The 24,477-nt window shown below is 65.7% G+C and carries 22 protein-coding genes; 12 read left to right on the forward strand and 10 right to left on the reverse strand.

The annotated features are described in order from the left end of the window. Nucleotides 1-12: 12 nt before the first annotated feature. From flgG to F467_RS0107140, 7 genes are all read left to right on the forward strand, one after another. Complete coding sequence (gene flgG / locus F467_RS0107110; protein ID WP_018139142.1) at nt 13-801, forward strand: flagellar basal-body rod protein FlgG; 789 nt, start codon at nt 13-15, stop codon at nt 799-801. Nucleotides 802-805: 4 nt separating this feature from the next. Continuing rightward, complete coding sequence (gene flgH, locus F467_RS0107115; RefSeq protein WP_018139141.1) at nt 806-1,504, forward strand: flagellar basal body L-ring protein FlgH; 699 nt, start codon at nt 806-808, stop codon at nt 1,502-1,504. Nucleotides 1,505-1,590: 86 nt separating this feature from the next. Next, a complete protein-coding gene (locus F467_RS0107120; protein WP_369771744.1) occupies nt 1,591-2,724 on the forward strand; it encodes a flagellar basal body P-ring protein FlgI in 1,134 nt (377 codons plus the stop codon). Beyond that, nucleotides 2,724-3,779, forward strand: a complete 1,056-nt coding sequence (gene flgJ, locus F467_RS0107125) for a flagellar assembly peptidoglycan hydrolase FlgJ (protein WP_018139139.1) — start codon at nt 2,724-2,726, stop codon at nt 3,777-3,779. Before F467_RS0107120 ends, flgJ begins: the two co-directional genes overlap by 1 nt. 56 nt (nt 3,780-3,835) lie before the next feature. Continuing rightward, complete coding sequence (gene flgK / locus F467_RS0107130; protein ID WP_018139138.1) at nt 3,836-5,776, forward strand: flagellar hook-associated protein FlgK; 1,941 nt, start codon at nt 3,836-3,838, stop codon at nt 5,774-5,776. Between the two features lie 26 nt (nt 5,777-5,802). After that, entirely contained in the window at nt 5,803-7,032 is a 1,230-nt protein-coding gene (flgL, locus tag F467_RS0107135; RefSeq protein ID WP_018139137.1) for a flagellar hook-associated protein FlgL, read from the forward strand. A gap of 85 nt (nt 7,033-7,117) precedes the next feature. Then, entirely contained in the window at nt 7,118-7,804 is a 687-nt protein-coding gene (locus tag F467_RS0107140) for a hypothetical protein (RefSeq protein ID WP_018139136.1), read from the forward strand. A gap of 18 nt (nt 7,805-7,822) precedes the next feature. Here the strand turns inward: F467_RS0107140 and F467_RS0107145 are convergent, their stop codons facing one another. From F467_RS0107145 to egtC, 3 genes are all read right to left on the reverse strand, one after another. Continuing rightward, nucleotides 7,823-8,554: an SIMPL domain-containing protein gene (locus tag F467_RS0107145; RefSeq protein ID WP_018139135.1), complete on the reverse strand. Its 732-nt coding sequence runs from the start codon at nt 8,552-8,554 to the stop codon at nt 7,823-7,825. 19 nt (nt 8,555-8,573) lie between these two features. Next, nucleotides 8,574-9,725: an SUMF1/EgtB/PvdO family nonheme iron enzyme gene (locus tag F467_RS0107150; RefSeq protein WP_018139134.1), complete on the reverse strand. Its 1,152-nt coding sequence runs from the start codon at nt 9,723-9,725 to the stop codon at nt 8,574-8,576. A gap of 66 nt (nt 9,726-9,791) precedes the next feature. Further along, complete coding sequence (gene egtC / locus F467_RS0107155; protein WP_018139133.1) at nt 9,792-10,574, reverse strand: ergothioneine biosynthesis protein EgtC; 783 nt, start codon at nt 10,572-10,574, stop codon at nt 9,792-9,794. Nucleotides 10,575-10,648: 74 nt separating this feature from the next. Between egtC and egtD the strand changes: the two genes are divergently transcribed. From egtD to F467_RS0107170, 3 genes are read left to right on the forward strand one after another with little or no spacing between them, the layout of a single operon-like run. After that, a complete protein-coding gene (gene egtD / locus F467_RS0107160) occupies nt 10,649-11,674 on the forward strand; it encodes an L-histidine N(alpha)-methyltransferase (RefSeq protein ID WP_026182218.1) in 1,026 nt (341 codons plus the stop codon). Between the two features lie 17 nt (nt 11,675-11,691). Next, nucleotides 11,692-12,183, forward strand: coding sequence for a histidine phosphatase family protein (locus F467_RS0107165; protein ID WP_018139131.1), 492 nt, complete (start codon nt 11,692-11,694; stop codon nt 12,181-12,183). After that, nucleotides 12,184-13,683, forward strand: a complete 1,500-nt coding sequence (locus F467_RS0107170; RefSeq protein WP_018139130.1) for an exopolyphosphatase — start codon at nt 12,184-12,186, stop codon at nt 13,681-13,683. It begins immediately after the preceding gene. On the opposite strand, the gene ppk1 is transcribed toward F467_RS0107170, so the two are convergent. The 4 genes from ppk1 to F467_RS0107190 all read right to left on the reverse strand — a co-directional run bounded on the left by ppk1 (nt 13,676) and on the right by F467_RS0107190 (nt 18,610). After that, entirely contained in the window at nt 13,676-15,748 is a 2,073-nt protein-coding gene (ppk1, locus tag F467_RS0107175; protein ID WP_018139129.1) for a polyphosphate kinase 1, read from the reverse strand. The two genes, F467_RS0107170 and ppk1, sit on opposite strands and share 8 nt — an antisense overlap. Before the next feature lie 76 nt (nt 15,749-15,824). After that, complete coding sequence (gene argF, locus F467_RS0107180) at nt 15,825-16,739, reverse strand: ornithine carbamoyltransferase (protein WP_018139128.1); 915 nt, start codon at nt 16,737-16,739, stop codon at nt 15,825-15,827. Beyond that, nucleotides 16,736-17,932, reverse strand: coding sequence for an acetylornithine transaminase (locus F467_RS0107185; RefSeq protein ID WP_018139127.1), 1,197 nt, complete (start codon nt 17,930-17,932; stop codon nt 16,736-16,738). The genes argF and F467_RS0107185 overlap by 4 nt, the downstream gene beginning before the upstream one ends. A 96-nt stretch (nt 17,933-18,028) precedes the next feature. Further along, complete coding sequence (locus tag F467_RS0107190) at nt 18,029-18,610, reverse strand: superoxide dismutase (protein ID WP_018139126.1); 582 nt, start codon at nt 18,608-18,610, stop codon at nt 18,029-18,031. A 167-nt stretch (nt 18,611-18,777) separates the two neighbouring features. Here F467_RS0107190 and F467_RS0107195 point away from each other — a divergent pair, with 167 nt between their 5' ends. Both F467_RS0107195 and F467_RS0107200 read left to right on the forward strand, forming a co-directional pair. Beyond that, a complete protein-coding gene (locus tag F467_RS0107195; RefSeq protein ID WP_018139125.1) occupies nt 18,778-20,307 on the forward strand; it encodes a DASS family sodium-coupled anion symporter in 1,530 nt (509 codons plus the stop codon). A gap of 131 nt (nt 20,308-20,438) precedes the next feature. Further along, entirely contained in the window at nt 20,439-22,349 is a 1,911-nt protein-coding gene (locus tag F467_RS0107200; RefSeq protein ID WP_018139124.1) for a methyl-accepting chemotaxis protein, read from the forward strand. Between the two features lie 63 nt (nt 22,350-22,412). On the opposite strand, the gene F467_RS0107205 is transcribed toward F467_RS0107200, so the two are convergent. From F467_RS0107205 to F467_RS0107215, 3 genes are all read right to left on the reverse strand, one after another. Next, nucleotides 22,413-23,282, reverse strand: a complete 870-nt coding sequence (locus tag F467_RS0107205) for an amidohydrolase family protein (RefSeq protein WP_018139123.1) — start codon at nt 23,280-23,282, stop codon at nt 22,413-22,415. 80 nt (nt 23,283-23,362) lie between these two features. Beyond that, nucleotides 23,363-23,806 carry a glutathione S-transferase N-terminal domain-containing protein gene (locus F467_RS0107210; RefSeq protein WP_018139122.1) on the reverse strand — a complete coding sequence of 148 codons (444 nt, stop codon included), beginning with the start codon at nt 23,804-23,806 and terminating at the stop codon, nt 23,363-23,365. Nucleotides 23,807-23,866: 60 nt separating this feature from the next. Beyond that, nucleotides 23,867-24,433, reverse strand: coding sequence for a DsrE family protein (locus F467_RS0107215; protein WP_018139121.1), 567 nt, complete (start codon nt 24,431-24,433; stop codon nt 23,867-23,869). Between the last annotated feature and the right edge of the window lie 44 nt (nt 24,434-24,477).

A 24,477-nucleotide genomic window follows, 5' to 3' on the forward strand; every position in this document is an offset into this window, starting at 1 on the left:
CAGGAGAGCACCATGAACCAGGCACTGTGGATTGCCAAGACCGGCCTCGACGCGCAGCACACGCGCATGTCGACGGTCTCGAACAACCTGGCCAACGTGAATACCACCGGCTTCAAGAAGGACCGTGCGGTGTTCGAGGATCTGATCTACCAGACCGTACGCCAGCCGGGCGCCCAGGCCACCCAGGATCAGCAACTGCCCTCGGGGCTGCAGATCGGTACCGGTGTGCGCGCCGTGTCCACCGAGAAGATGTTTACCCAGGGTAACCTGCAGCAGACCGACAACTCGCTGGATGTCGCGATCGAAGGGCGGGGTTTCTTCCAGGTCCTGATGCCCAATGGGGACATTGGTTACACACGGGACGGCAGCTTCCAGCTCAATGCCGATGGCGAGGTGGTGATGTCGAACGGCTATCCGCTGCAGCCGGGCCTGTTCGTGCCGCCGGATACCCAGTCGCTGGCGATCGGCAAGGATGGGACCGTGACCGCGCAGATCCCGGGGCAGGCCGAACCGGTGGAGCTGGGGAACATCCAGCTGGCGGACTTCGTGAATCCGGCGGGTCTGCAGGCGATGGGCGAGAACCTGTTCCAGGAGACTGCGGCCTCCGGCGTCGCCCAGCAGGCCCAGCCCGGGCTGAACGGTACCGGCACCCTGGTACAGGGCTCGCTGGAGACCTCGAACGTGAACATCGCCGAGGAGCTGGTGAACATGATCGAGACCCAGCGCGCCTACGAGGTCAACTCCAAGGCGATCTCCGCGGCCGACCAGTCGCTGCAGTTCGTCAACCAGACGATCGGGTAGCGCGATGAACCGGCTTGAGACACTGATGCGACCGATCCTGGGCCTGGCGGCTGTGGTGGTGCTGTCCGCCTGCGCCGCGACCCAGCCGACGATGCCCGGGGACAACCCGGACTACAACCCCGTGATGCCGCCGCAACCGGTGCCGCAGGCCCAGAACAATGGCGGCATCTACCAGGTCGCGCAGTCTCAGGGCCTGTTCGAGGACTACAAGGCACGCCAGGTGGGCGACATCCTGACCGTGATCCTGGCCGAGAGCACCCAGGCGCAGAAGTCCGCCTCGACCTCTACGCAAAAGGATTCGAACCTGGATCTCGGCAATCTGCAGGCGTTCGGCGGCGAGGCGACCCACCGTGGCCGTCCGTTGTTCGGTGCCAGCAATACCAGCAGCCGTGACTTCGATGGCTCCGGCGACTCGTCGCAGAGTAACCAGCTGGATGGCGAGATCACCGTGACCGTCGCCGAGGTACTGCCGAACGGCAATCTCGTGGTGCAGGGCGAGAAGTGGCTGGGCATCAACCAGGGCGAGGAATACGTGCGCTTTCGCGGCATCGTGCGCCCGGTGGACGTGACGACCAACAACACCGTCCTGTCGACGCAGGTGGCCAATGCGCGGGTCTACTACGGCGGCACGGGTGTGCTGGCCGACAGCAACACGCCCGGGTGGATCACCCGCTTCTTCAATAGCCCCTGGTGGCCGTTCTGAGCGGGAGATCCGAGATGCAACGAACAGGGTACAAGTCGCATCGGCGCAGCATGCGCCGCATCGCAGGGCGCGTGCTGCCCGGTCTGATGGTCGCCATGGGGCTACTGCTGGGCGGAATCGCCGGCGCGCAGGCCCAGACAGCGATCCAGCAGCAGGCGGCGATGCAGGAGCGCACCTACACCGAACGGGTCAAGGACGTGGCCAGTGTCTTCGGCGTGCGCGAGAACCAGCTGGTGGGCTATGGCCTGGTCGTGGGGCTGGACGGTACGGGCGACCAGACCACGCAGACCCCGTTCACCATCCAGAGCCTGAACAACATGCTCGGCCAGCTGGGGCTGACCCCCGAGGCCGGCAACCCACAGTTGCGCAATGTCGCGGCCGTCATGGTTACAGCCGACCTGCCCCCGTTCGCCAAGCCCGGTCAGCGCATCGACGTGACCGTCTCCTCGATGGGGAACGCGACCAGCCTGAGGGGCGGGACCCTGCTGATGACGCCGCTGAAGGGCGCGGACGGGCAGACCTATAGCATCGCCCAGGGCAACCTGGTTGTGGGCGGTTTCGGTGCCGAGGGGCAGGACGGGTCACGGATCACCGTGAACGTCCCAAGTGTCGGGCGTATCCCGAATGGCGCGACGGTCGAGCGCGAGGTGCCGACCGCTTTTGCCCAGGGCGACCACGTGACCCTGAACCTGAACCGTCCGGACTTCACAACGGCCAACCGGCTGGTGGAGACCGTCAACGACACGTTTGGGCCTGGCGTGGCACATGCACTGGACGGATCCTCGGTGCGTGTGCGCGCGCCCCAGAACCCGGACCAGCGCGTGGGTTTTGTCGCCGAGCTGGAGAACCTGCCCATCGAGCGAGGTGCGCCCCCGGCACGGGTGATTGTGAACTCGCGCACCGGGACCGTGGTGATCGGCTCCAGCGTGCAGGTGACCCCGGCGGCGGTCTCTCATGGCAGCCTGACCGTCACCATCAGCGAGGCCCCGCAGGTGGTGCAGCCGCAGCCCTTTGCCGAGGGCGAAACCGCGGTGCAGCCGCAGACCGACATTGCCATCCAGCAGGACGACAGCACCATGTTCCTGTTTGACCCCGGCACCTCGCTGGACGAGATCGTGCGCGCGGTGAACAACGTGGGCGCGGCTCCGGGTGATCTGGTGGCCATCCTCGAGGCCCTGCGCGAGGCGGGCGCCCTGCGCGCGGAGCTGGTGGTCATCTGATGATCTCCTCCGGCCACGATCTCTCCATGCAGGCACGCTCGGCGCTGGCCAGCGACCCGAGCGGCCTGCGTGACCTCGGGCGCGCCGCCCAGGGAGGCGGGGACGAGGCGCTGGAGGCGGTCGCACGCGAGTTCGAGGCGATGCTGATCGGCCAGATGCTCAAGCAGATGCGCGAGGCCTCGCTGGGCGACGGACTGTTCGACAACGAGCAGAGCAAGATGTACCTCGAGATGCAGGACCAGGAATTCGCCAAGGCCATGAGTCAGGGCGACGGGATTGGACTGCGCGAGGTACTGATGCAGCAGCTGTCGCAGCAGAGCCAGCCGCAGGACGGGCAGGGTCTCCGGGATCCCGAGCGGCTGGCGTCCCTGGATCTCCCGCAACGCCGGGGTGACCTGAATTTCCGGCGCCTGTCCGACGAACAACGCGAACTCGAGCCCGTCGCGCCCGTGCGTCCTGCACAAAGCGACACGGGGGCTGGAGCCGGTGAGCTCCAACGGCTGGGCGGTGCGCCGAGCCCGCTGGCGATCGACTGGCCGCCACGCGACCCGTCCGAGTTTGTTGCGACACTGGAACCCCTGGCACGGGAAGCGGCTGCCGACCTGGGCGTGGAGCCCGGCATCCTGCTGGCGCAAAGCGCCCTGGAGACCGGCTGGGGACGGCACGTGCCCTCGCGCGAGAACGGCCAGCCAAGCTTCAACCTGTTCGGCATCAAGGCCGACTCCCGCTGGGAGGGGGATCAGGTCGCCGTGGGTACTCTGGAGTACCGTGATGGCGTGGCCCAGCGCGAGCAGGCACGTTTCCGCGCGTACGCCGATCCGGCGGATTCCTTCGCCGACTACGTCGACTTTATCCGCAACAATCCGCGCTATCACCGCGCCCTTCAGGCTGGCGACGATGTCCAGTACATCCGTGAGCTGCAGGCCGCCGGCTACGCGACCGACCCCGCCTATGCGGACAAGGTGCTGCGGGTACGCGATCAGCTGTCGGGCTACGTGAATCCGGAGCCGACTCAAGCATTGGCCGAGCCGGCCGTTACCCGAAACGAGGGGTAGACCATGTCGCAGACACGTAAATCCAGCTGGGCGAGCCTGACCGGGAGGGGCGGGGTATGAGTGTCTCCGGTATTGGGACCTCCGCGCTGCTGGCGTTTCAGCGCGCGATCGGCACGACCAGCAACAATATCGCCAACTCCGCGACCGAGGGCTACAGCCGTCAGCGCACGGAGCTGGGCAACCTGAACCCGCAGTTCCTGGGTGGCTCGTATCAGGGGCAGGGGGTCGGCGTGGATGCCATCCGGCGCATCTCGGATGACTTCGTCAACACCCAGCTGCGCACCAGCATCTCCGAGCAGTCCAACGCCCAGGCGAAGGCGGATCTCGCCGGACGGATCGACAACCTGCTGGCGGACGAGGCCAGTGGCCTGGCGCCGGTCTTGCAGGGGTTCTTTGATGCCGCCTCCGACGTGGCCAATGATCCGACCTCCAATGCTGCACGCACGGTGTTCCTGACCGAGGCCGAGTCGCTGGCCGAGCGCTTCAAGGCCATCGACGGGCGCCTGGAGGAGCAGCGGCGCATCCTGAATGGGCAGATCGAGACCAACGTCAAGGAGATCAACCAGCTCGCCGAATCGCTGGCGGGCCTCAACCGCGAGATCGTTGCCAAGAGCACCCAGGGCACACCGAACGACCTGCTGGACCAGCGCGACCGTGTGCTGAACCAGCTGGCGGAGAAGATCGACGTCACCACGGTCGAGCAGGACGACGGCGCGCTGAATGTGTTCATCGGCAATGGTCAGGCGCTGGTGCTGGGCGGAACCAACCAGTCGCTGGTGGCCGAATCCTTCTCCGGGGACCCGGGCAAGTTAGAGGTCGGTATTCAGTCGGGCAGTGGGGTAGCGAATGTGACTCGCTTCCTGCAGGGCGGTGAGCTCGGGGGGCTGCTGGAGATTCGCGACTCGGTCATCGACCCCGCGCAGAACACCCTGGGTCAGATCGCCACTCAGTTGGGACAGGCCTTCAACGAGCAGAACGCCCAGGGTCTCGATGCCGATGGCCAGATCGGGGGCGACATCTTCGGGATCGGCGAACCCGCAGTATGGGGACGTTCCAGTAACGCCGAGAGTGGTGTCCCGGGCGTTGAGATCGCTGACGCCGACCGGCTGACCACATCCGACTACCGTCTGCGCGTAAACAGCGACGAGGAGTTCGAACTACTGCGGCTGCCGGGCAATCAGGTGGTGGAGATGGAAGACCTCGGCGACGGTCGCTTCCGAGCCGACGGCATGATCATCGACGTAAACGAGCTCGATAATCCCGATGACCCCACGGAGGGCGACAACTGGCTGATCCAGCCGACCCGCAATGGCGCGCGCGACCTCGAAGTCGTCTTGGATGACCCGGCCGGGATCGCCGCAGCTGCAGCTCTCCCAGAGGCGACTGTTGCCGACGGGGATGACTGGAGCGGTACGGTAGATGCCCTCGAAGTTGCCGACGGGTTTGATCCATCCTTGCTGGACAGCGCGGCCACTATCGTTATCGATAGCGATACTGACGAATACGTGGTCGAGGACGCCGATGGCAACGAGATTGGCCGGGGGGCAGTGAATGGTGGGGATGCGGTCACAATTGAGACTGAGCATGGCTGGTCGATCACGCTCAGCGGTGAGCCCGGTCCGGATGACCAATTGACCATCGGGCTCGACCGCGACCGGCCGGGGGATAACCGCAACATGCTCGAGATGGCTGATCTGTCCGAGGCTCGCACAGTTCAGACAGAAGACGGCGAACGTCGTGTACCCGGCTTTGGTGATTCCTACAACAGCCTGATCGCGAATGTCGGCACGCGCACGCGACAGGCCAATGTGGCGCTGGACTCCGCGAATGCCCAGCTGGAGCAGGCCAAGGCCCAGCGCGAGTCGATCTCGGGCGTGAATCTGGATGAAGAGGCCGCCGACCTGATCCGCTACCAGCAGGCCTATCAGGCCGCCGCCCAGGTGATCCAGGTCAGCAATTCGCTGTTCGACAGCCTGCTGGGCGCGTTCCGCCGTTGAACAGCTGGCAATTCGAGGGAAACCCGATGCGTATCTCCACAACCCAGATCTTCCAGAGCGGGATCAACCAGATCCAGGCGGGCCAGGGCGAACTCAACCGCACCTCGCTGCAGCTGGGCTCCGGCAAGCGCATCCTGTCGCCATCGGACGACCCGAGCGGCGCGACCCAGATCAACCAGTTCGAGCGCATCATCAAGGCGACCAAGCAGTTCCAGCGCAACATGGAGAACACCCAGCCGCGCATGCAGCAACAGGAATCACTGCTGCAGCAGGGCACCGATGCCCTGCAACGTGCGCGCGAGCTGGTCGTCACCGGCAACAACGACAGCCAGACGCGTGAGACCCGCGGGTACCTGGCCGACGAGCTGCGCCAGATCCGCGACGGCCTGCTGGATGTTGCCAACACCAAGGATCCCAATGGCGAATACATTTTCGCTGGCACCAAGTCCCAGAATCAGCCCTTCCGGCAGGATGGCGATGGCGAGATCCGTTACGAAGGGGCTGCGGGTGCGGGGAGTGTGCGCGAGGTGGCCGTTTCGGCCGATCGCAAGATCGCGGTGGGCCATGATGGCGCGGCCGTGTTCATGGATATCCCGGAGAACGATGGCCGTGTCGGTGCCGAGGTCGTCGAGAACAATGGGTCGCTGGTGCTGGAGAAAACTGGCGTCACGAGTGTTTCCGACCTGGATGATCGCGAATACAGCATCTCCTTCGACGAGAACGGCGATGGGGGGCTTGTCTACAGCATTACCTATGTCGACGAGGACGGCGGTACTGTTTCGCTGGAAGAGGATGTCCCCTATGTATCGGGCGAGTCCATCGAATTCGCCGGCCGCAGCGTGACCATCAGCGGTACGCCCGAGCCGGGTGACGAGGTGCTATCGCGTCCGGCCGAGAATTTCAGCGTGTTCCAGACGCTGGATCGCATTATCGATGCCCTGGAGCGCAGTGGCGACTCCGCCAGTGCGCGGGCGGATCTGGCCAGCGCCAGCAACACCGCACTGGCGGATCTGGATGCCGTGCTTGGTAACTTCAGTGACAAGCGTGCCGAGCTGGGGAGCAAGCTGAAGGCCTTTGACCAGCAAAAGGACCTCAACGAGGACCGGCTGCTGGATCTGGAAAGCGCGGTGTCGCAGATCCGCGATCTGGACTATGCCGAGGCGATCAGCCGCTTCAACCAGCAGCAGGTGGCGCTTCAGGCGGCCCAGCAGACCTATACCCAGGTCAACCGGCTCTCCCTGTTCGACTTCATCTAGGCAGAAGCGCCTGCGCACACGCGTGGGTGTCTGTGCGACCATATTGCGATCCCCATGAAGCGTCCCCCAGGGACGGAACCGCGCAATGGCCAAATACAACGAACCCTCCGCACCGATCCAGTACCGCTCCACCGGGCGGCCCCCGCGCTATCTGATCGTCCTGCTGGTGCTCGCGGTCATCTGGGCGGCGTTCTGGGGCGTGGTGATGCTGCAGTCCGGCGAGCCGAAGCCCGTGACCCTGAGCGAGCAGGAGCAGGTGGAGCTCGAGGCCAAGCTGCAGGCGATCTCTGCACCCGATGCACCGCGCCCCGATCAGGCCCCCAGTGAGCCGATCATCGACCTCGAGGCGGAAGCGGAGCCGCTGATCCCCGAACTCTACGAAGAGACCGACGAGGCGCGGATCGTCCAGTTCAGCGAACGCGAGCTGAATGCCCTGATCGCGCGCGATCCGGACCTGGCCGGCCGGGTGGCGGTCCGCCTGACGCCGGGGCAGGTGAGCACGCGCGTGCGCATCGACGTGCCGGCGGATGTGCCGCTGATGGGCGGGCGTGTGCTGAACGTGCGCTCCGGTGTGCGCTTCGAGACCGAAGGCGAGGAACTGCGAGCTCGGCTCGTCGGTGTGTCCGTCGCCGGCATCCCCCTGCCGGATGCGTGGCTGGGCGGCCTGAAAGACGAGGACCTGCTGGCGCTGGAGCCCTTCCAGCACCTGCGCGCGGGGATCGAGAGCATCGATGTGCGCGAAGGGGAGCTGGCCCTGCATCTCGCACGCTAGCCAGCTCCTGTAGATTGACTACGGGTCGACGCGCAGCGTCTCGCCCCCCAGCGCTTCGACTTTGGCGCGCACGGTGACGGAAACCGTGGAGGTCCCGGCCTCCAGTGCAGGCTGGCTGGCGGCTTCGTCCATCGCGCGCATCGCCATCATCGGCTGCGGGCGGTCATAGCCGCTGTCGACGAGCTCGACTTCCACGGGGCGCAGATGGGTAGCCCCCAGGGAACGTGCCATCGCGCGGGCCTGTTCCTTCCAGTCGTGCATGGCGGCCTCCAGCAAGGCCTTGCGGTGCTCCTGCTGTGTCTCGCGGCTGAGCGAGAAGCGGATCTGGCCCACGGTGAGTTCGTCTCCCTGGAGGGCCCCGACCAGCTCGGTCAGGGTCTCGAAGTCGCTACTGACGAGTTCCAGGGTCTGCTGGACCTGCCAGGCTGTGATCTGGCCAGGTTTGTCGCGGTCGTGGATGGCCTGTGTCGTGTAGCTGCGGGTCGACGCCTCGACCGCGTCGTAGTCTTCCGCGCGAGCCAGGGCCTGTTCCATGCGGCGGTTGACCGTGTCTGCGGCGTCCCGTGCGTCCGGGGCACGGGCCTGGGCCTGCATCTGGACCGTCATGCGGTCATTCTCCACCTGCTGCTCGGCATGGCCGGAGAGCATCAGTGTGGTGTTTCCATCGGCGCTGGCCAGGGCCGGGATCAACAGCAGGGCGCTTAGCCAGAGGCATGCAACAAGGGGACGCAGGGATAGGGTGCGGCTCATGGGATGTTATCCGGTGGGGTCAGGGTTCCATCGTACGTGCGAGGCGCACGCCGGCAAAGACATGGCGTTTCTCCGGGGTGAAGAAATTGCGCATGCTCGGTCGTTTCAGCAGCGGATCGCTCCAGTCGCTGCCGCCGCGCAGGACGTAATGCTGGCCGTCAAACCACGGGGCCGAGTATTCGTTGTAGGGGAACGGGCGGAATCCGGGATACGGTGCGAACGGATTTCCGCACCACTCCCATACTCGGCCGGTGCCTCGCAGCGATCCCTCGCGCTGAGCATGTTCCCATTCGTGTTCGTGGGGCAGCCGGGCGCCGGCCCAGCGGGCGAAGGCCTCGGACTCGAAGCGGGATACGCCCACCACCGGGGCATCGGCGTTGCGCTGTACCGTTCCCTCCGGCAGAACCTGCAGGCCAATGTCGGTCCCGGACCCGCGCCACCCGAGTGGGGCCCGGATGTCGTGGGCGTTGCGCCAGTCCCATCCCTCGCGGCTCCATAGTTCGGGGCGGTGATAGCCGGCCTCCTGCATGAAGGCCTGCCACTCCCCGTTGGTGACAGGGTCGCGCCGGATGGCAAAGGGCGCGAGTTCCTTCCCGTGAACGCCCTTTTCATTGTCGAAGACCAGTACGTCGTCGCTGCCTACGGTGGTGTGCACGGCATCCCATTCGCGCCAGGATTGCGAGGTGATCTCGGGCGCCTGCAGGCGGGGTTCCGAGTAGCCGGGCTCAGGCCCCTGAAGGCGGGCAAACCAGCGCACCTGAGCCAGGGTCTCCAGGTGCATCGCGTGGTGCTGGGCAAGGAACCCCGTCAGGTACTCGTCAGCCATCAGCGGGTGGTCGAGGATCTCGGCGTTACGCGCAAGCCAATCGCGATGCCGGAACTGGAGCTCGCGTCCCCATCGAGTGAGTCGATCGAGCGCGGGGAGGCGTCCACCCCGGCGCCATTTGGGGCTGAGTTCCGGGAAATAGAGGTCATGCCAGTCCCGCGTGCGGGGTGGTGGGTGCCCGAGAATACGTTCGCGCAGCCAGACGGCCTCGATGAAGTGGCAGTGGGCGTAGTGCCAGCCGATCGGGCTAAGGTCCGGGTGATACTGGTTACGCCAGATTTCGGCGGGTGTGCTTTCCAGTGCAGTGTTCAAGCGCTCGTGCTGACGGGCCAGGTCGTCCAGCAAGGACGAAGAAGAGACGAGGCTTGCTGGAGGGTCGAATGCTGGGGTGCTCATATCCGAGTGGAAAGGCTAGAGCGCAAGGAGTTCCGGTGGCTCGTCAGGATCCAGGATCAGGATGTGCCCTGAAGGGACGGGGCGCCAGCGCTCGCGGTCCGTCAGCGGCTCGGAGGCGACGATCACCGAGTCCTCGGGGAAGTCGTCATCGTCGGACGTGTAGTACAGGCTGGGGCAGGGGCTGTTGATCGCATGGCGGCTGGCGACCAGACGGCGCCCGTCGGACAGGAGGACGTTGAGCAGGGCCATTTCGTCGCCGAGCCAGGTTTCCAGTGTTGAAAAGGCCTCGCCCAGGGCGCCTTCCAGTGTGGCGTTCTCGTCATCCGCCAGGAACTGGCGGACCAGGGCAAACAGGTATTCAGAATCCGTGGTGCCCTGGATGCCCGCCTCGATCTCGGGCGTCAGCAGGTTCTCGATCTGGCGGCGGATCTGCGGCCGGAAGCCGCCAATGAGCCCATTGTGGCTGTAGAGCAGCCCGTCGATGGCGAACGGCTGGGCATTGACGGTGTCGCCCCCGAACCCGGGGGTCGCGCTGCGGATGGCGGAGATCCACAGCGGTTCTTCCAGTGTTTCGGCGAGTGCTTGCAGGTTCGGGTCCTGCCACAGGGGGTCGGCACGCCGATAGCAGCGTGCGGTGCCGTCCTCGCTGAACCAGCCAAAGCCGAACCCATCCGCATTGACGCGGGCGTAAACCAGCTCCTGCGGGGCAATTGCCTGCTCGATCAGATTGTGCGGCGGGTCCAGCAGTATCCGCCTGAGTGCCAGTGGCGGGCCGAGATAGGCTAGATGGCGACACATTGGCGCGGGCTCGCGGTTGGGAGGTCGGGAGTTTCATGGTAGCGTGCCGGGAACCCCGAAGCACGGATGTGCCCATGAATCCCGAGAGTCCTGCCATGTCGCTCCCGGAGCGCTATACCCGTCATGTGGTGCAGGTGCGCGATCCCCATGCGGAGTTGGTAGCGGACTTTTGCAAGGGCATGCTGGAGGCGCCGCGCTGGCTGCCGCCAAAATACTTCTACGATGCCCGTGGCTCGCAGCTTTTCGATGCCATTTGCGACACGCCCGAGTATTACCCCACTCGACTTGAATCGGCCCTGCTGGAGTCCCGAGCGACCGAGATCGTCGAGACCTCGGGTGCCCATACGTTGATCGAGCTCGGCAGTGGGACCTCGCGCAAGACCGAGTACCTGATCGCTGCGTTGAACGAGCGCGTCGACGATCCGTATTACGTCGCCAATGATGTCTGTGGAGAGATCCTCGACGAGGCGGCCGAGCGACTGCTGGGACGATTCCCGACGCTCGTGATCGAGGCCCTGTGCGGTGACTATCTCGCCGCGCTTTCGGCTCTGCCGACGCTGACACCTGTCCCAATAGCCCCGCGCCTGTTCACCTTTCTCGGCGGCAGCCTGGGTAATTTCGAGGACGCGGAGGCGATCGCACTGCTGTCGCAGATTCGCGCGGCCATGGGCGCGGAGGATCGGCTCCTGCTCGGGCTGGATCGGGTCAAGGCTATTCCCGTGCTGGAGGCGGCCTACAACGACGCGGCCGGTGTGACGGCGGCGTTCAATCTGAACCTGCTGTCCGTCCTCAATCGCGAGTTGGGAGCCGATTTTGATCCCGATGGTTTCCGCCATCGCGCCCCGTTCGTCGAGGCGCATTCACGTATCGAGATGCACCTGGTCGCCCAGGGTGATCAGACCGTCCAGGTCTCCGAACCCGCGACCACCCTGCAGTTCGCCGATGGCGAGGCCATTCGCACCGAGATCTCGCGCAAGTTTACGCGCCCGATGGTGCAGCAACTGCTGTCCGGCGCCGGACTGGCACAGGTGGCGGAGTGGTCGGCGCCGGATGAGGCCTACAGCCTGTTCCTGCTGGCCCCGGGGGGCGCACAGGCATGAGCCGGAGCCCGCGTCTCGTGCTGGTCCGCCACGCCCAGGCGGGCAACGCAGGGGAGTGGGAAGGTGCCGATCGGGATCGGCCGTTGAGCGAGGCCGGCCAGGTGAGCGCTCGGCGCATGGCCGCCTCGCTGACCGGTTTGCTTTCCGGGCATGTGGAACTGCTAACCAGCCCTTACCTGCGTGCGCGTCAAACGGCGTCACCCATCGCCGAAGGACTGGGCGTCCCGGTGCGCCAGAAGAAATGGCTGGCACCCGGACAGGTGGCCGGCGTGGAACTGGAGGCCCTAGCGGCGCGCCTGCCGGCCGACGGCAGTCTGGTGGTGGTCGGCCATGAGCCGGACCTCTCTTCGCTGGCCGGGCGCCTGATGGGCTGCCCGTCGGGGGCTTCCGGGGTGCATATGGGCAAGGGTTCGGTCTGCGCCCTGGGAGGCGGCCTGCCCGGTCCCATGCAATTGCTCTGGCTGTTGCCCCGACGGGTGCTGGAGGGTCTCTCGGGAGAATACGGGTAGATGGCGATGGACGGACAGGGCGAGACTGTCGCGGCGGTCGATCTGGGTTCCAACAGCTTTCACATGATCGTGGCCCGGCGTCATGACGGTGAGGTCCTGAAGATGGACCGGCTGAAGGAAACGGTGCGACTGGCCAGTGGTCTGGATGCCCGCGGTCGCTTGGATGCAACCGTCGAACGCCGCGCACTGGACTGCCTCGAGCGATTCGGCCAGCGCCTGCGCCAGCTACGCCAGGGCAGTGTGCGCGTCGTGGGCACCAATACCCTGCGCCAGATGGCCGACAGTCACCGTTTTCTGGCCGCTGCGGAGCGGGCCCTCGGGCATCCAGTGGAGATTATTGCCGGGCGCGAGGAGGCCCGGCTGATCTATCTGGGCGTGGCCCACACGCTCGCGGATGACGAGGGGCGGCGGCTGGTGATGGACATCGGCGGTGGCAGCACCGAATTCATCATTGGCGAGCGCTTCCGGCCCATCCTCGCCGAGAGCCTGGAGATGGGCTGTGTGACCTTCACCCAGAGGCACTTCTCCGATGGCCGCCTGACACCCCGGGCGTTTGCCGCCGCAGAGCTGCATGCCGGCCAGGAGCTGCAGCCGATCGCCTCCATCTATCGCGAGGCCGGGTGGGACCAGGCGCTGGGGGCCTCCGGCACGATCCTGGCACTGGACCGTATTGTGCGCGAGACCGGCATCGACGAGGCACCGGGCATGACACTTGACGCGTTGCGCACCCTGCGCCAACGCATGATCGAGGTTGGGCGTCTGGACAAGCTGGAGCTGCCAGGGCTGGCCGAGGACCGGGTGCCGGTGATTGCGGGCGGGCTGGCGGTGCTGATCGGGGCGTTCGAGGCGCTGGGGATCGAGCGGCTGCATCCTTCCGATGGCGCGTTGCGCGAGGGAGTGATCCACGATCTGCTGGGACGCTTTCGGCACGAGGATGTCCGTGGCCTGACGATTGAAAACCTGCGCCGCCGTTTTGCCGTCGACGAGGCCCAGGCCGCGCGGGTACAGGCCATGGCCGCGCGCCTGCTGGGGGCGGTTCGGGCCCGCTGGGGGCTGGACGAGAACGACGGCGAGCGCCTGGACTGGGCGGCTGAGCTGCACGAGGTGGGACTGGCGCTCGCGCACAGCAAGTACCACAAGCACGGCGAATATATCCTCAACTGGGCCGATCTGCCGGGCTTCTCGCAGCCCGAGCAGCACGAGCTGGCGCTGCTGGTGCGCATGCACCGCCGCGCGTTCAAGCCGAAGCTGCTTAATGACGTCCGTCAGGCGCGGGTCGAACCGTTACTGCGTCTGGCCAGTCTGCTGCGACTGGCGGTGCTGCTGCATCGCTCGCGTGCGCCGGAGCCCCCTCCGCTGGAGCGGATCGAGGCGCGCGAGCGCGGGCTGGTGCTGGGTTTTGCCGCTGGCTGGCTGGATGCGCATCCGCTGACGCGGGCGGATCTGGAGGAGGAGGCCGGGCAGTGGGCGCGCCACGACCTGGAGCTGGTCTTCAGCTAGCGAGCGTCGTGAGCAACTGTTGCTGTGCCGAATGGGGCGGCTCGTTGGCAACCGGTTGGACCCGCTGATAACTCCCGTCGACCTGCAGGGCCCATGCGCTGGCGGTATCCCGCAGGTAGTTGAACAGACACTCTTCCGCGACACGGTCGCGCATGGCGGTATCGCGGATCGGAAAGGCGACCTCCACCCGTCGGAAGAAATTGCGGGGCATCCAGTCGGCGCTGGACAGATACAGCTCGGGCTCGCCCCCGTTCTCGAAATAGAACACCCGAGAGTGCTCGAGAAACCGGCCGAGCACCGAGCGCACTTCGATGTTCTCGGAGATGCCCGGCACGCCCGGGCGCAGGCTGCAGATGCCGCGCACGATCAGCTGAATCTTCACGCCCGCCTGCGATGCGCGATAAAGCGCCTGGATGATGCCGGTCTCGTTCAGCGAGTTCATGCGTGCGACGATCCGCGCAGGCCGGCCTTCGCGGGCGTTCTCGGCCTCGCGTTCGATCTTCTCGCACATCGCATCGTGCAGACGGAAAGGCGCCTGGATCAGCTCGCGCAGGCGTTCCACCTTGCCAAGGCCCGTGAGCTGCTGAAACACGCGATGGACGTCCTCGGTGAGTACTGGATCGGCCGTCAGCAGGCCGTAATCGGTATAGGCCTTGGCGGTGCCCGAGTGGTAGTTGCCCGTGCCCAGGTGGGCGTAGCGCACGAGCTTGTCGCCGTTACGGCGCACCACCAGGGCGAGCTTTGCGTGGGTCTTGTAGCCGACCACGCCATAGGTCACATGCACGCCCGCATCCTGCATGCGGTTGGCCAGCTCGATGTTGTCGGCCTCGTCGAAGCGGGCGCGCAGCTCGATGACCACGGTCACTTCCTTGCCCGATTGCGCGGCCTCGATCAGCGTTTCCACCAGTGGCGACTGGGTGCCCGTGCGATAAAGCGTCTGCTTGATCGCCAGGACGCGCGGGTCGCTGGCGGCCTGGCGCAGGAAATCCACCACCGGCATGAACGACTGGTAGGGGTGGTGCAGCAGCAGGTCCTGCTGGCGGATGGCCGCGAAGATGCTTTCACCGCTGGCATCCGTGCGCGGCAGGGCGGGGATGAACGGGGGAAACTTGAGGTCGGGTCGGTCGACCAGGTCGTACACGGCCATCATCCGGTTCAGGTTGACCAGACCGGTGACCTGGTAGAGGTCGTCTGCCTCCAGATGAAATTCCTGCAGCAGGAACTGCGCGACTTCTTCCGGGCAGTTGTCCGCGACCTCCAGGCGAACGCCCGCGCCGTAGTTGCGCTGGGGTAGTTCGCCTTCCAGCGCGTTCAGCAGGTCGTCGATCTCCTCTTCCTGAACGAACAGATCAGAGTTGCGGGTCAGCCGGAACTGGTAGCAGCCGGTGACCTTCATGCCCTTGAACAGCTCGCCGACATGGGCGTGCAGGATGGACGACAGCAGCACGAAATCGGAATCGCCGCTGGCCACCTCGCGCGGGAGTTTCACCAGACGCGGGAGGGAGCGTGGTGCCTGGACCACCGCGCGCCCGGATTCCCGCCCGAATGCGTCCTTGCCCTTGAGCGTGACGATGAAGTTCAGGCTTTTGTTCAGGATGCGCGGAAACGGGTGCGCGGGGTCGAGCCCGATCGGGCTGAGGACGGGCTGCAGCTGCTCGTGAAAAAACTGGCGTACCCAGGCCTTCTGCTGCTCGCTCCAGTGCGAGCGCCGCACGAAATGGATGCCTTCCTCGGCCAGCGCCGGGATCAGTTCGTCGTTGAGCGCGCGATACTGATCGTCCACTAGGGCGTGCGCCCGGGGCGCGATCAGGCGCAGCTGTTCCGCCGCGGACAGGCCGTCCGGCCCCGGCGCCTGGACGTTCAGGTCGAGCTGCTGGCGCAGCGAGCCCACGCGGACCTCGAAGAACTCGTCGAGGTTGGTGGACGAGATGCTCAGGTAGCGCAACCGCTCCAGCAGGGGAAAGCCCGGGTCGCGTGCCAGTTCCAGCACGCGCCGGTTGAATTCCAGCAGTGACAGCTCGCGGTTGAGGAAGAGCTCGGTATCGGTCACGTCGGCATCCGGCATGCACGACTCGGGGCAAGGGTGGGGCCCCGAGTGTAGGTGTGCATTATGTCAGTTTCGTGACAGGTCCTGTTCTGGATCAGCTGCCGCGGGTCAGCAGGAACTCCATCAGGGCCTTCTGCGCGTGCAGCCGGTTTTCCGCCTCGTCCCAGACCACGCTTTGTGGGCCTTCGAGGACCTCGGTGGAGACCTCTTCCTCGCGGTGCGCGGGCAGGCAGTGCATGAACAGGGCGTCGTCGTTGGCCAGACGCATCAGGTCGGCGTCCACGAAGAACCCGGCAAAGGCCCGGCGGCGGGCGCTCTTTTCCTGCTCCTGCCCCATGCTGGCCCAGACGTCGGTGACGACGAGGTCGGCACCCTCGGCCGCCGCGCGCGCATCGCGGGTCAGTTCGAAATGGTCGCGTGTGGCATCCACGACGTCCTCTTCCGGGTCGTAGCCCTCGGGGCAGGCCGCCACCAGCTGGAAGTCCAGCAGGTGCGCGGCATACATGTAGCTGTGGCACATGTTGTTGCCATCGCCAATCCAGGCCACGCGCTTGCCCCGGATGTCGCCCCGGTGTTCGAGATAGGTCTGCAGGTCAGCCAGCAGCTGCGCGGGGTGCTCCCGGTCGGTCAGGCCATTGATCACGGGGACCGAGGAGTGCTGGGCGAACAGTTCGATCTTCTCGTGTTCGTAGGTGCGGATCATCACGCAGTCCACCATGCGCGAGAGCACACGGGCCGTGTCCTCGATCGGCTCGCCGCGGCCCAGCTGGGTGTCGCGCGGGGACAGGAACAGGGCGTTGCCGCCCAGTTGCTGCATGCCGACCTCGAACGAGACACGCGTGCGGGTCGAGGACTTCTCGAAGATCATCCCCAGCGTCTTGCCGCGCAGGATGTCGTCGTGGTGCTCGCCCGCGTGAGTCTGGCGCTTCAGTTCGACGGCACGTTCGAGCAGGGCGCGTGTCTCGTCTGCGGACAGGTCGTGGAACGACAGGTAATGGCGGGGCTTCATGCCTGGGCCTCCCGGGAATCTTCGGATACGAGCAGGGTGTCGACCAGATCGGCCACGGTGCTGGCGATCTGGTCGACCTGGGCGTCGTCCACGATCAGTGGTGGCAGTAGCCGGATCACCCGCTGCGCGGTCACGTTGAGGATCAGCCCTGCGTCGAGGGCGGCCTGAACCAGTGTTCCGGCCGGGCGATCCAGCTCGATGCCGATCATCAGCCCGCGTCCGCGCACGGCGACCACCCCCGGTTTGTCCTCGAGCCGGTCAGCCAGGCGGCGGCGGAGGATCTCGCCCTGTCGGCCCGCTTCCTCGCACAGGCCCTCGTCCTGCATCACGTCCAGCACGGCCAGGGCCGCCCGGCAGACCAGGGGATTGCCACCGAAGGTGGTGCCGTGGGTGCCGGGGGTGAACAGGCCGGATGCGCGTCCGGCTACCAGGTTTGCCCCGATCGGGATGCCGTTGCCCAGGCCTTTTGCGAGTGATATCACATCGGGCGTGATGCCTTCATGCTGGAAGGCGAACCAGTGTCCGGTGCGGCCGATCCCGGCCTGGATCTCGTCCAGCATCAGCAGCCAGTCGTGCTGGTCAGCCAGTTCGCGCAGGCGCCGCAGGTATCCGGGCGGGGGTACGTGGATGCCGCCTTCACCGGTGATGGGTTCGACCAGGATGGCGACCACGTCCGGATCGTTGCTCAGGGCCGCGACGGCCTCGGCATCGCCATGGGGGACGTGCACGAAGCCCTCGACAAGGGGTTCGAATCCGGCATGGATCTTTTCGTTGCCGGTGGCCGACAGCGTCGCGAGCGTGCGCCCGTGGAAGCTGCCGTGCATCACGATGACCTTCGGCTTCGCGATGCCGCGGCGGCGGGCATGCAGCCGGGCCAGCTTGATGGCCGCTTCGTTGGCCTCGGCGCCAGAGTTGCAGAAAAAGGCCTGCTCCATCTGTGCCAGCGCGCACAGGCGTCGCGCGAGCTGTTCCTGCAAGGGGATGCGGAACAGGTTCGATGTATGTACCAGCGTCTGAGCCTGATCGCAGATCGCATGCGCCACTTTCGGGTGGGCGTGTCCAAGGCCGCAGACCGCGATGCCGGACAGGGCATCGAGGTAGCGTTTGCCCTCGGTATCCCAGAGCCAGGCGCCTTCCCCCCGTTCGAAGGCAACCGGCAGCCGGCTGTAGGTATTCTGCAGGACATCACTCATTAGCAAAGCTCTCCCAAATGAAGAAGCCGGCGAGCGAGCCGCCGGCTTCTGCCCAGGGTGCCGCACTGGGGCGGCCCCCAATCGCGTTATCGCGACTTATTTCATCTGCTGGGCGACAAAATCCCAGTTCACCACGCTCCAGAAGTTCTCCAGATACTTCGGGCGCGCGTTGCGGTAGTCGATGTAGTAGGCATGTTCCCAGACATCGCAGGTCAGCAGCGGGGTCTTGCCATCACGCATCGGATTGGCCGCGTTGGAGGTGTTGACGATCTCCACTGAGCCGTCGCTATTCTGCACCAGCCAGGTCCAGCCGGAGCCGAAATTGCCGACCGCGGCCTCGTTGAACTTCTCCTTGAAGCCATCAAACGAGCCAAAGGCGCTGTTGATCGCGTCGGCCACCTTGCCGGACGGCTCGCCGCCGGCGTCCGGGCCCATGCAGTTGAAGTAGAAGGTGTGGTTCCAGACCTGGGCGCCGTTGTTGAAGATGCCGCCGGCCGGGGCCTTCTTGATGATGTCCTCCAGCGAGGCATTCTCGAACTCGGAGCCGGGCAGCAGGCCGTTCAGCTTGGTCACGTAAGTCGCGTGGTGCTTGTCGTGATGGTATTCCAGCGTCTCGGCGGAGATGTGCGGCTCCAGCGCGTTCTTGGCATAGGGCAGATCGGGCAGTTCGTAGGCCATGAAAGACTCCTTGTAAGAAAACATGCGAGACTGCGGCTGGCCGACCATTGGTGGCCGCGCCAGTAAACCCGTCAACGATAGTCACGTTGCTCGGGTGATGCAATTTCCGATGATGCGGCTTGGTTATCGTTCAGCCAACGTTTGCGGAAGTGTGAAGGAGCCACGGCATGTCCGCGCACGATGCCGATCGACAATCGGACGGCGCCCCCTCGTCGGTGGGTGCGAACCCCTCGCGCAGTGCCTACGCCTGGCGCGGGCGCATTGGGCTTTTCCTGGGCCCGCTCCTGATGCTTGCGTTCCTGGTTTTTCCAGCGCCAGAAGGTGTTGCACGCGAGGCATGGTGGGTGCTCGGGTTGACCCTTTTTATGGCGACCTGGTGGATTACCGAGGCCTTGCCACTACCCGTAACGGCGTTGCTGCCGATTGCCCTTTTGCCGCTGCTCGGCGTGATGCCGATGGACGCGGCCACCGCGCCCTACGCCAATCCCATCATCTTTCTGTTCATGGGCGGTTTTGCGATCGCGCTGGCGGTACAGCGCTGGGGACTCCACCAGCGGATTGCGCTCGCGATCGTCAGCCGGGCGGGGGATCGCCTGCATCGCCTGGTCGGGGCCTTCATGCTGGCCACGGCGGGGCTGTCGATGTGGGTCAGCAACACAGCCACTGCTGCGCTGATGTTGCCGATCGCCCTGTCCGTTCTGGCGCTGATGGATCGTGATACGCACATCGCGGGTAACGGCCTCGGCGCCGATTCGCGCCGCCCCGCACTGGCGCTCCTGCTGGGGATCGCCTTTGCCGCCAATATCGGGGGCATGGCGACGATCATCGGCTCTCCGCCGAACGCGCTGACCGCCGCCTATCTGGGCGACCGGCATGGCATCGAGATCGGTTTTGTGCAGTGGATGATGCTGGGCCTGCCCCTGGCCACCGCGTTGCTGCTGCTGGCCTGGTGGTTGCTGACGCGCTGGGTCTTCCCGGTTCATCGAGTACGCCTGCAGGGGTTGCAGGCGATGATGGACCAGCAGCGCGCCGAGGTCGGGGTCTGGTCTCGGGCCGAATACCGGGTCGCCGGCGTCTTCCTGCTGGTAGCGCTGGCGTGGCTGTCGCGCCCCTTTCTGGAAGGTCTCCTGCCGATTCATCTGACGGATGCCGGGATTGCCGTCCTGGGGGCCGGGCTGCTGTTCCTGCTGCCCTCGGGCGCAGCAGACCAGCGCCGGCTGCTGGCCTGGGACAATACGCGCGAGCTCCCCTGGGGGGTGCTGCTGCTGGTCGGCGGTGGTCTCAGCCTGGGTTCGGCCATCGAGGCGAGCGGCCTGGCGGAGCTGGCCGCCGAGGGCCTGGGCGCCGCCCAGGCATGGCCGCTGCTGCTGATCATTGCCGGGGCCGTGGTGGTGACCATGTTGCTATCGCATGTGACCAGCAACACAGCCACCGCTGCCACGCTGCTGCCGCTGGTGGCTGCGCTGGCGATGCGCATGGATATTCCCGTCGTGCTCCTCGCGATCCCCGTGGCCTTTGCCGCCTCCGTGGCCTTCATGTTGCCGGTCGCGACCCCGCCCAACGCGATCGTGTTCGCCAGCAACCGGCTGCGGGTGATCGACATGATCCGTGGCGGGGCGCTGCTCTCCCTGGTGGCAATTGCCATGATTACGCTTGCGGTCTACGCCCTGGCGGAGGCCATCCTGATGCAGGGCTAGGCCTGTCTCCCAGCCTTTCCGGCTTCCTGTGATCTCCCTCAAGTTTTATGCTTCGCCGCCGCTATCGACGGTGAACTGCCGCAGCAAGGACGCCGCTGGCCCGCAAAGCCTTATTGGGGAGAGTCTTCAACATGTTCGATAACATCCGAATCGGGGTCCGGCTGATGGTCGGGATTATCACGGTGGTGCTGCTGGCCGTGATCCTGACCCTTGTAGTCGTGATGAACAGCCTGGGCACCATGGCCGATCGTGCCGAACAGCGCGAGTTGACCGATCTGGCCGCGCAGCTTGTCGGTCGTCTGGACCAGGAAGCCGCGCGCGCGACCGCGATGGCAGAGACCGTGGCGAAGATCCCCGACGTGCAGGAGGCGATGGCGACGGGCGATCGCGAGCGTCTGGCCGAGATGACCGTTCCCAGCTTTGAATCGCTGAACGAGCACTACGGGGTGGACCAGTATCAGTTCCATACCCCCCCGGCCACTTCGTTCCTGCGCGTCCACTCCCCCGACAACCACGGCGATGACCTGTCCGACTTCCGGCAGACCGTGGTCGACACGAACGACAAGCGCAACGCGATCTCGGGGCTGGAAGAAGGCGTGGCGGGTCTCGGGATCCGCGGGGTGGTACCCATCGAGCACAACGGCGACCACGTCGGCTCCGTGGAATTCGGCCTGTCGTTTGGTGACAGCTTCTTTGAAGAGTTCACCCAAGAAACGGATTCGCCGGTTGCCCTCTACCTGCGTGATGGTCGGTCGTTCAACCGCTTTGGCGGTACGATCAGTGGCGAGTCCACCTTCAGCGATGCCGAGATGCGCGAGGTCATGGAGGGCGAGGAGCTGGTGCGAAACGTGACCTATGAAGGCACCCCGATGGCCGTGGTCGCGCGTCCCGTTACGGATTTCTCCGGTGACGTGGTCGGCGTGCTGGAGGTCATGGTGGACCGCAGCGCGTATGTCGCGATGGCGCGCAACGCGACCGGCACGGTGGTGGCGGTTGGCGTGGTTGCCGTGGCGCTTGGTGCCCTCCTGGCCTGGCTCCTGACCCGAAGCATCGTTCGTCCCCTGAATCGCACGGTGGCCCGGCTGAACGATATCGCGGGAGGCGAGGGCGATCTGACCCGTTCGCTGGAGGTCTCTGGCAAGAACGAACTCGGAGAGCTGGCGGAGGCGTTCAACAACTTCGTCAAGAAGATCCGTGGCCTCGTATCCACGGTCGCGGCCGGTGGCGATCAGGTTGCCGCAGCGGCGAACGAGCTGTCTGCGACCAGCGAGGAGACCAACGAGCAGGTGCGGCGACAGAAGTCGGAGATCGATCAGGTCGCCACGGCCATGAACGAGATGACGGCAACGGTGCAGGAGGTGGCCCGCAATGCAGCGGATGCCGCCGCCGCGGCACAGAACACCGACCAGGACGCCAACGAGGGTCAGCAGGTGGTGCAGCGTACCGTGGCTGCGATCAACGCGTTGTCGCAGCAGGTGGATGGCGCCGCCGAGGTGGTCAGCCGCTTGTCGCAGGATGCCGAGGAGATCAACAAGGTCCTGGAAGTCATCGGCGATATCGCCGATCAGACCAACCTGCTGGCGCTGAATGCGGCGATCGAGGCGGCGCGTGCGGGCGAACAGGGCCGCGGTTTCGCGGTGGTTGCCGACGAGGTGCGTACCCTGGCCAGCCGCACGCAGGACTCGACCCACGAGATCCAGCAGATGATCGAGCGGGTGCAAAGCGGTACCCGCGAGGCGGTGCAGGCGATGGAAGATGGCCGTTCCAAGGCGCACCAGAGCGTGGAGCAGGTCAATCTCGCGGGCGAATCGCTGACCGCGATCACGCAGTCGGTCACGCGCATCAGCGACATGAACACGCAGATCGCCAGTGCCGCCGAGGAGCAGTCGACGGTGGCCGAGGAGATCAACCGCAACGTGGCCAATGTCACCGAGGTGCTGGATCAGACCGCGGCCGGATCGGAACAGATCCGCAATGCCTCCGAGGAGCTGTCCAAGCTGGCCTCCGAGCAGCAGCAGCGGGTGGGTCAGTTCAAGGTATAAGCCCCGAGCCAGCTGACGCCAAGCCCGGGACCGGAGACGGTCCCGGGCTTTTTTGTGGCCGGGTTACTGGCTCTCGGCGGGCGGAAACAGGCGCTCGCCGTTCTCCAGGGCAATCATGCGCTGGACGTTGGCTGGCAGCTGTTCGAGCCAGGCCCGGGTGCTGTCCTTCAACGCGGTAAAGTGCTCCCAGCGGGCCAGGCTGAAGGTGTCATTGCCGATCAGGAAGCGATCCGGATAGTCGAGGAACAGCTCGAACCAGTCGGCGTCGATGATGCCGCCGGGATTGATGCGCGGGTTGCGCATGGAGACATCCATGACCATGTTCGGATGCCGCTCCAGGTAGTCACGAACCAGTGGCGGGTAGGCATAGGAACCGGCGTGCGCCCAGAGGATGCGTACCTCGGGCTGGACGGCGTAGGCATGGTCGATCACGGCAGGGTCGCCATGGATCACGATCCACAGATCCCGCTCGACTGCCAGTGCCAGCAGGTCCTCGAAGCCGCGGGCAAATCGGTCATCGGCCTGTATGTGCAGCTCCCCGATCCCGCGCCACTGGACCTGGCTTCGGTCGAGTATGGTCTCGACCTGTTCCCGCAGGCCGTCCTCGTGCATCCAGTCCATCTTGCGCCCCAGGCGCTGGGAGATCTCGAGAAACGGGACGATGCGCGCATCCACCTCCGGTTCCAGCGCTTCGATCAGTTTCGAGCGCGGGGACATGATGATCGCGGACTGGATTGAATTTTCTTGCAGCGTGCGCGCGACGGCCTCCGGCGGGAAGTGTTCCATCTGCCGGTCGCGGTAGTGCAGGTGGGCATCGAACAGGGGTTCAAGTGCCTGGGCAGAGGCTCCGCCAAGCAGTGAGCCGAGCAGCAGGGTCGCAGCCGGAAGAATGAACAGACGGGGCAGTCTTCGAGGGCGGTTCAGGGCAGCCATCCAGCGGGTTCCTCGGGTACGGGAACCCCAATCTTATACCGTGCTGTGCCGACAGTCCCCGAGTCGGTGGCCTGTCGCGGTCAGGCGCGGGAGTCCCCGGACACCGCGGCATCTCCGGAGCTACCGTCCGGGCGGTTCGGGTCAAAGCGCTCGCGCAGGTATTCGCCGATCGCATCCGACTCGTACAGCCAGCGTACCTGGCCGTCCGGTTCCTCGATGCGCAGGCAGGGCACCTGCAGCTTGCCGCCCTCGGTCTGCAGCTCCTCGCGGTGAGGGCCGGCCGCCTGGGCATTGCGCAACTCGATGTCGAGCGACAGCCGCTGCATGGTACGGCGGGCCCGGATGCAGAACGGGCAGGCCGGGAAATGGTAAAGCGCGAGGTGGCGCGTCTGTTCGTCAACGCGGGCCTGGTCGGCGGGGTCGCGTTCGATGCCGCGCGGGCGCGACAGGCGCTCGCCAATCAGCATAAACGGCGTGAGGATCAGGCGTACGCCGCGGAAAAACCATCGGATCAGAAATCGCATGCGCGAAAGGATGCCACAAGCCCCCTGGCGGGTGACAGAGCCCGCATCGGGCGTGGCACGTCACGGCTGGCCGAAGTCGAACTCCCAGGGGTCTTCCGCCGGGGCGTCCAGCAGGGACGGACGCAGGCGGATCACGGTGTAGCCTGCGGCCTCCAGGTCATCCAGCCGGTCCGGTGCGGCCGTGGCCACCTCGACATGCTCGGGGAAGGCATCGGGCTCGAGATCGCGCCAGCCGGCAAAGGTCCCGCAGACCACGACGTTGACGCCGTCATCCATCACCAAAGACTCGATCTCGGCGTGGAGCGAGCCATGCGCCACGGCCTCGGCGCGGGTGAGAGTGAACTGCTCCGCCCCGTGGGTGACGACCGCGATCGGCAGGTCCGGGGCGCGCTGGCGCAGCACTCGGATATTCGCTTGGATCTCGGGCAGCAGCGCGCTCAGGGCCGCGCGGTCATTCTCGACAATCTCGAATGCGACGCCATCGGGGAGTTCGTCCTTCTCGAGCAGTGCCTCCACCTCGAAAGAGGGTGCGGCCTCTTCGACGTCATCCGCCGCCCACACGCCTCCAACCGCCGCGAACAGGGTCAGGCCGGTCAGGGCCAACAACGTCGGGATGAAACGCGGCATCGGGTACCAGGGGTCAGGGCATGGGTGTGCTGAACCCTATTTTG

Source organism: Thioalkalivibrio sp. ALJ12 (genome assembly GCF_000378305.1).
GTDB lineage: Bacteria > Pseudomonadota > Gammaproteobacteria > Ectothiorhodospirales > Ectothiorhodospiraceae > Thioalkalivibrio.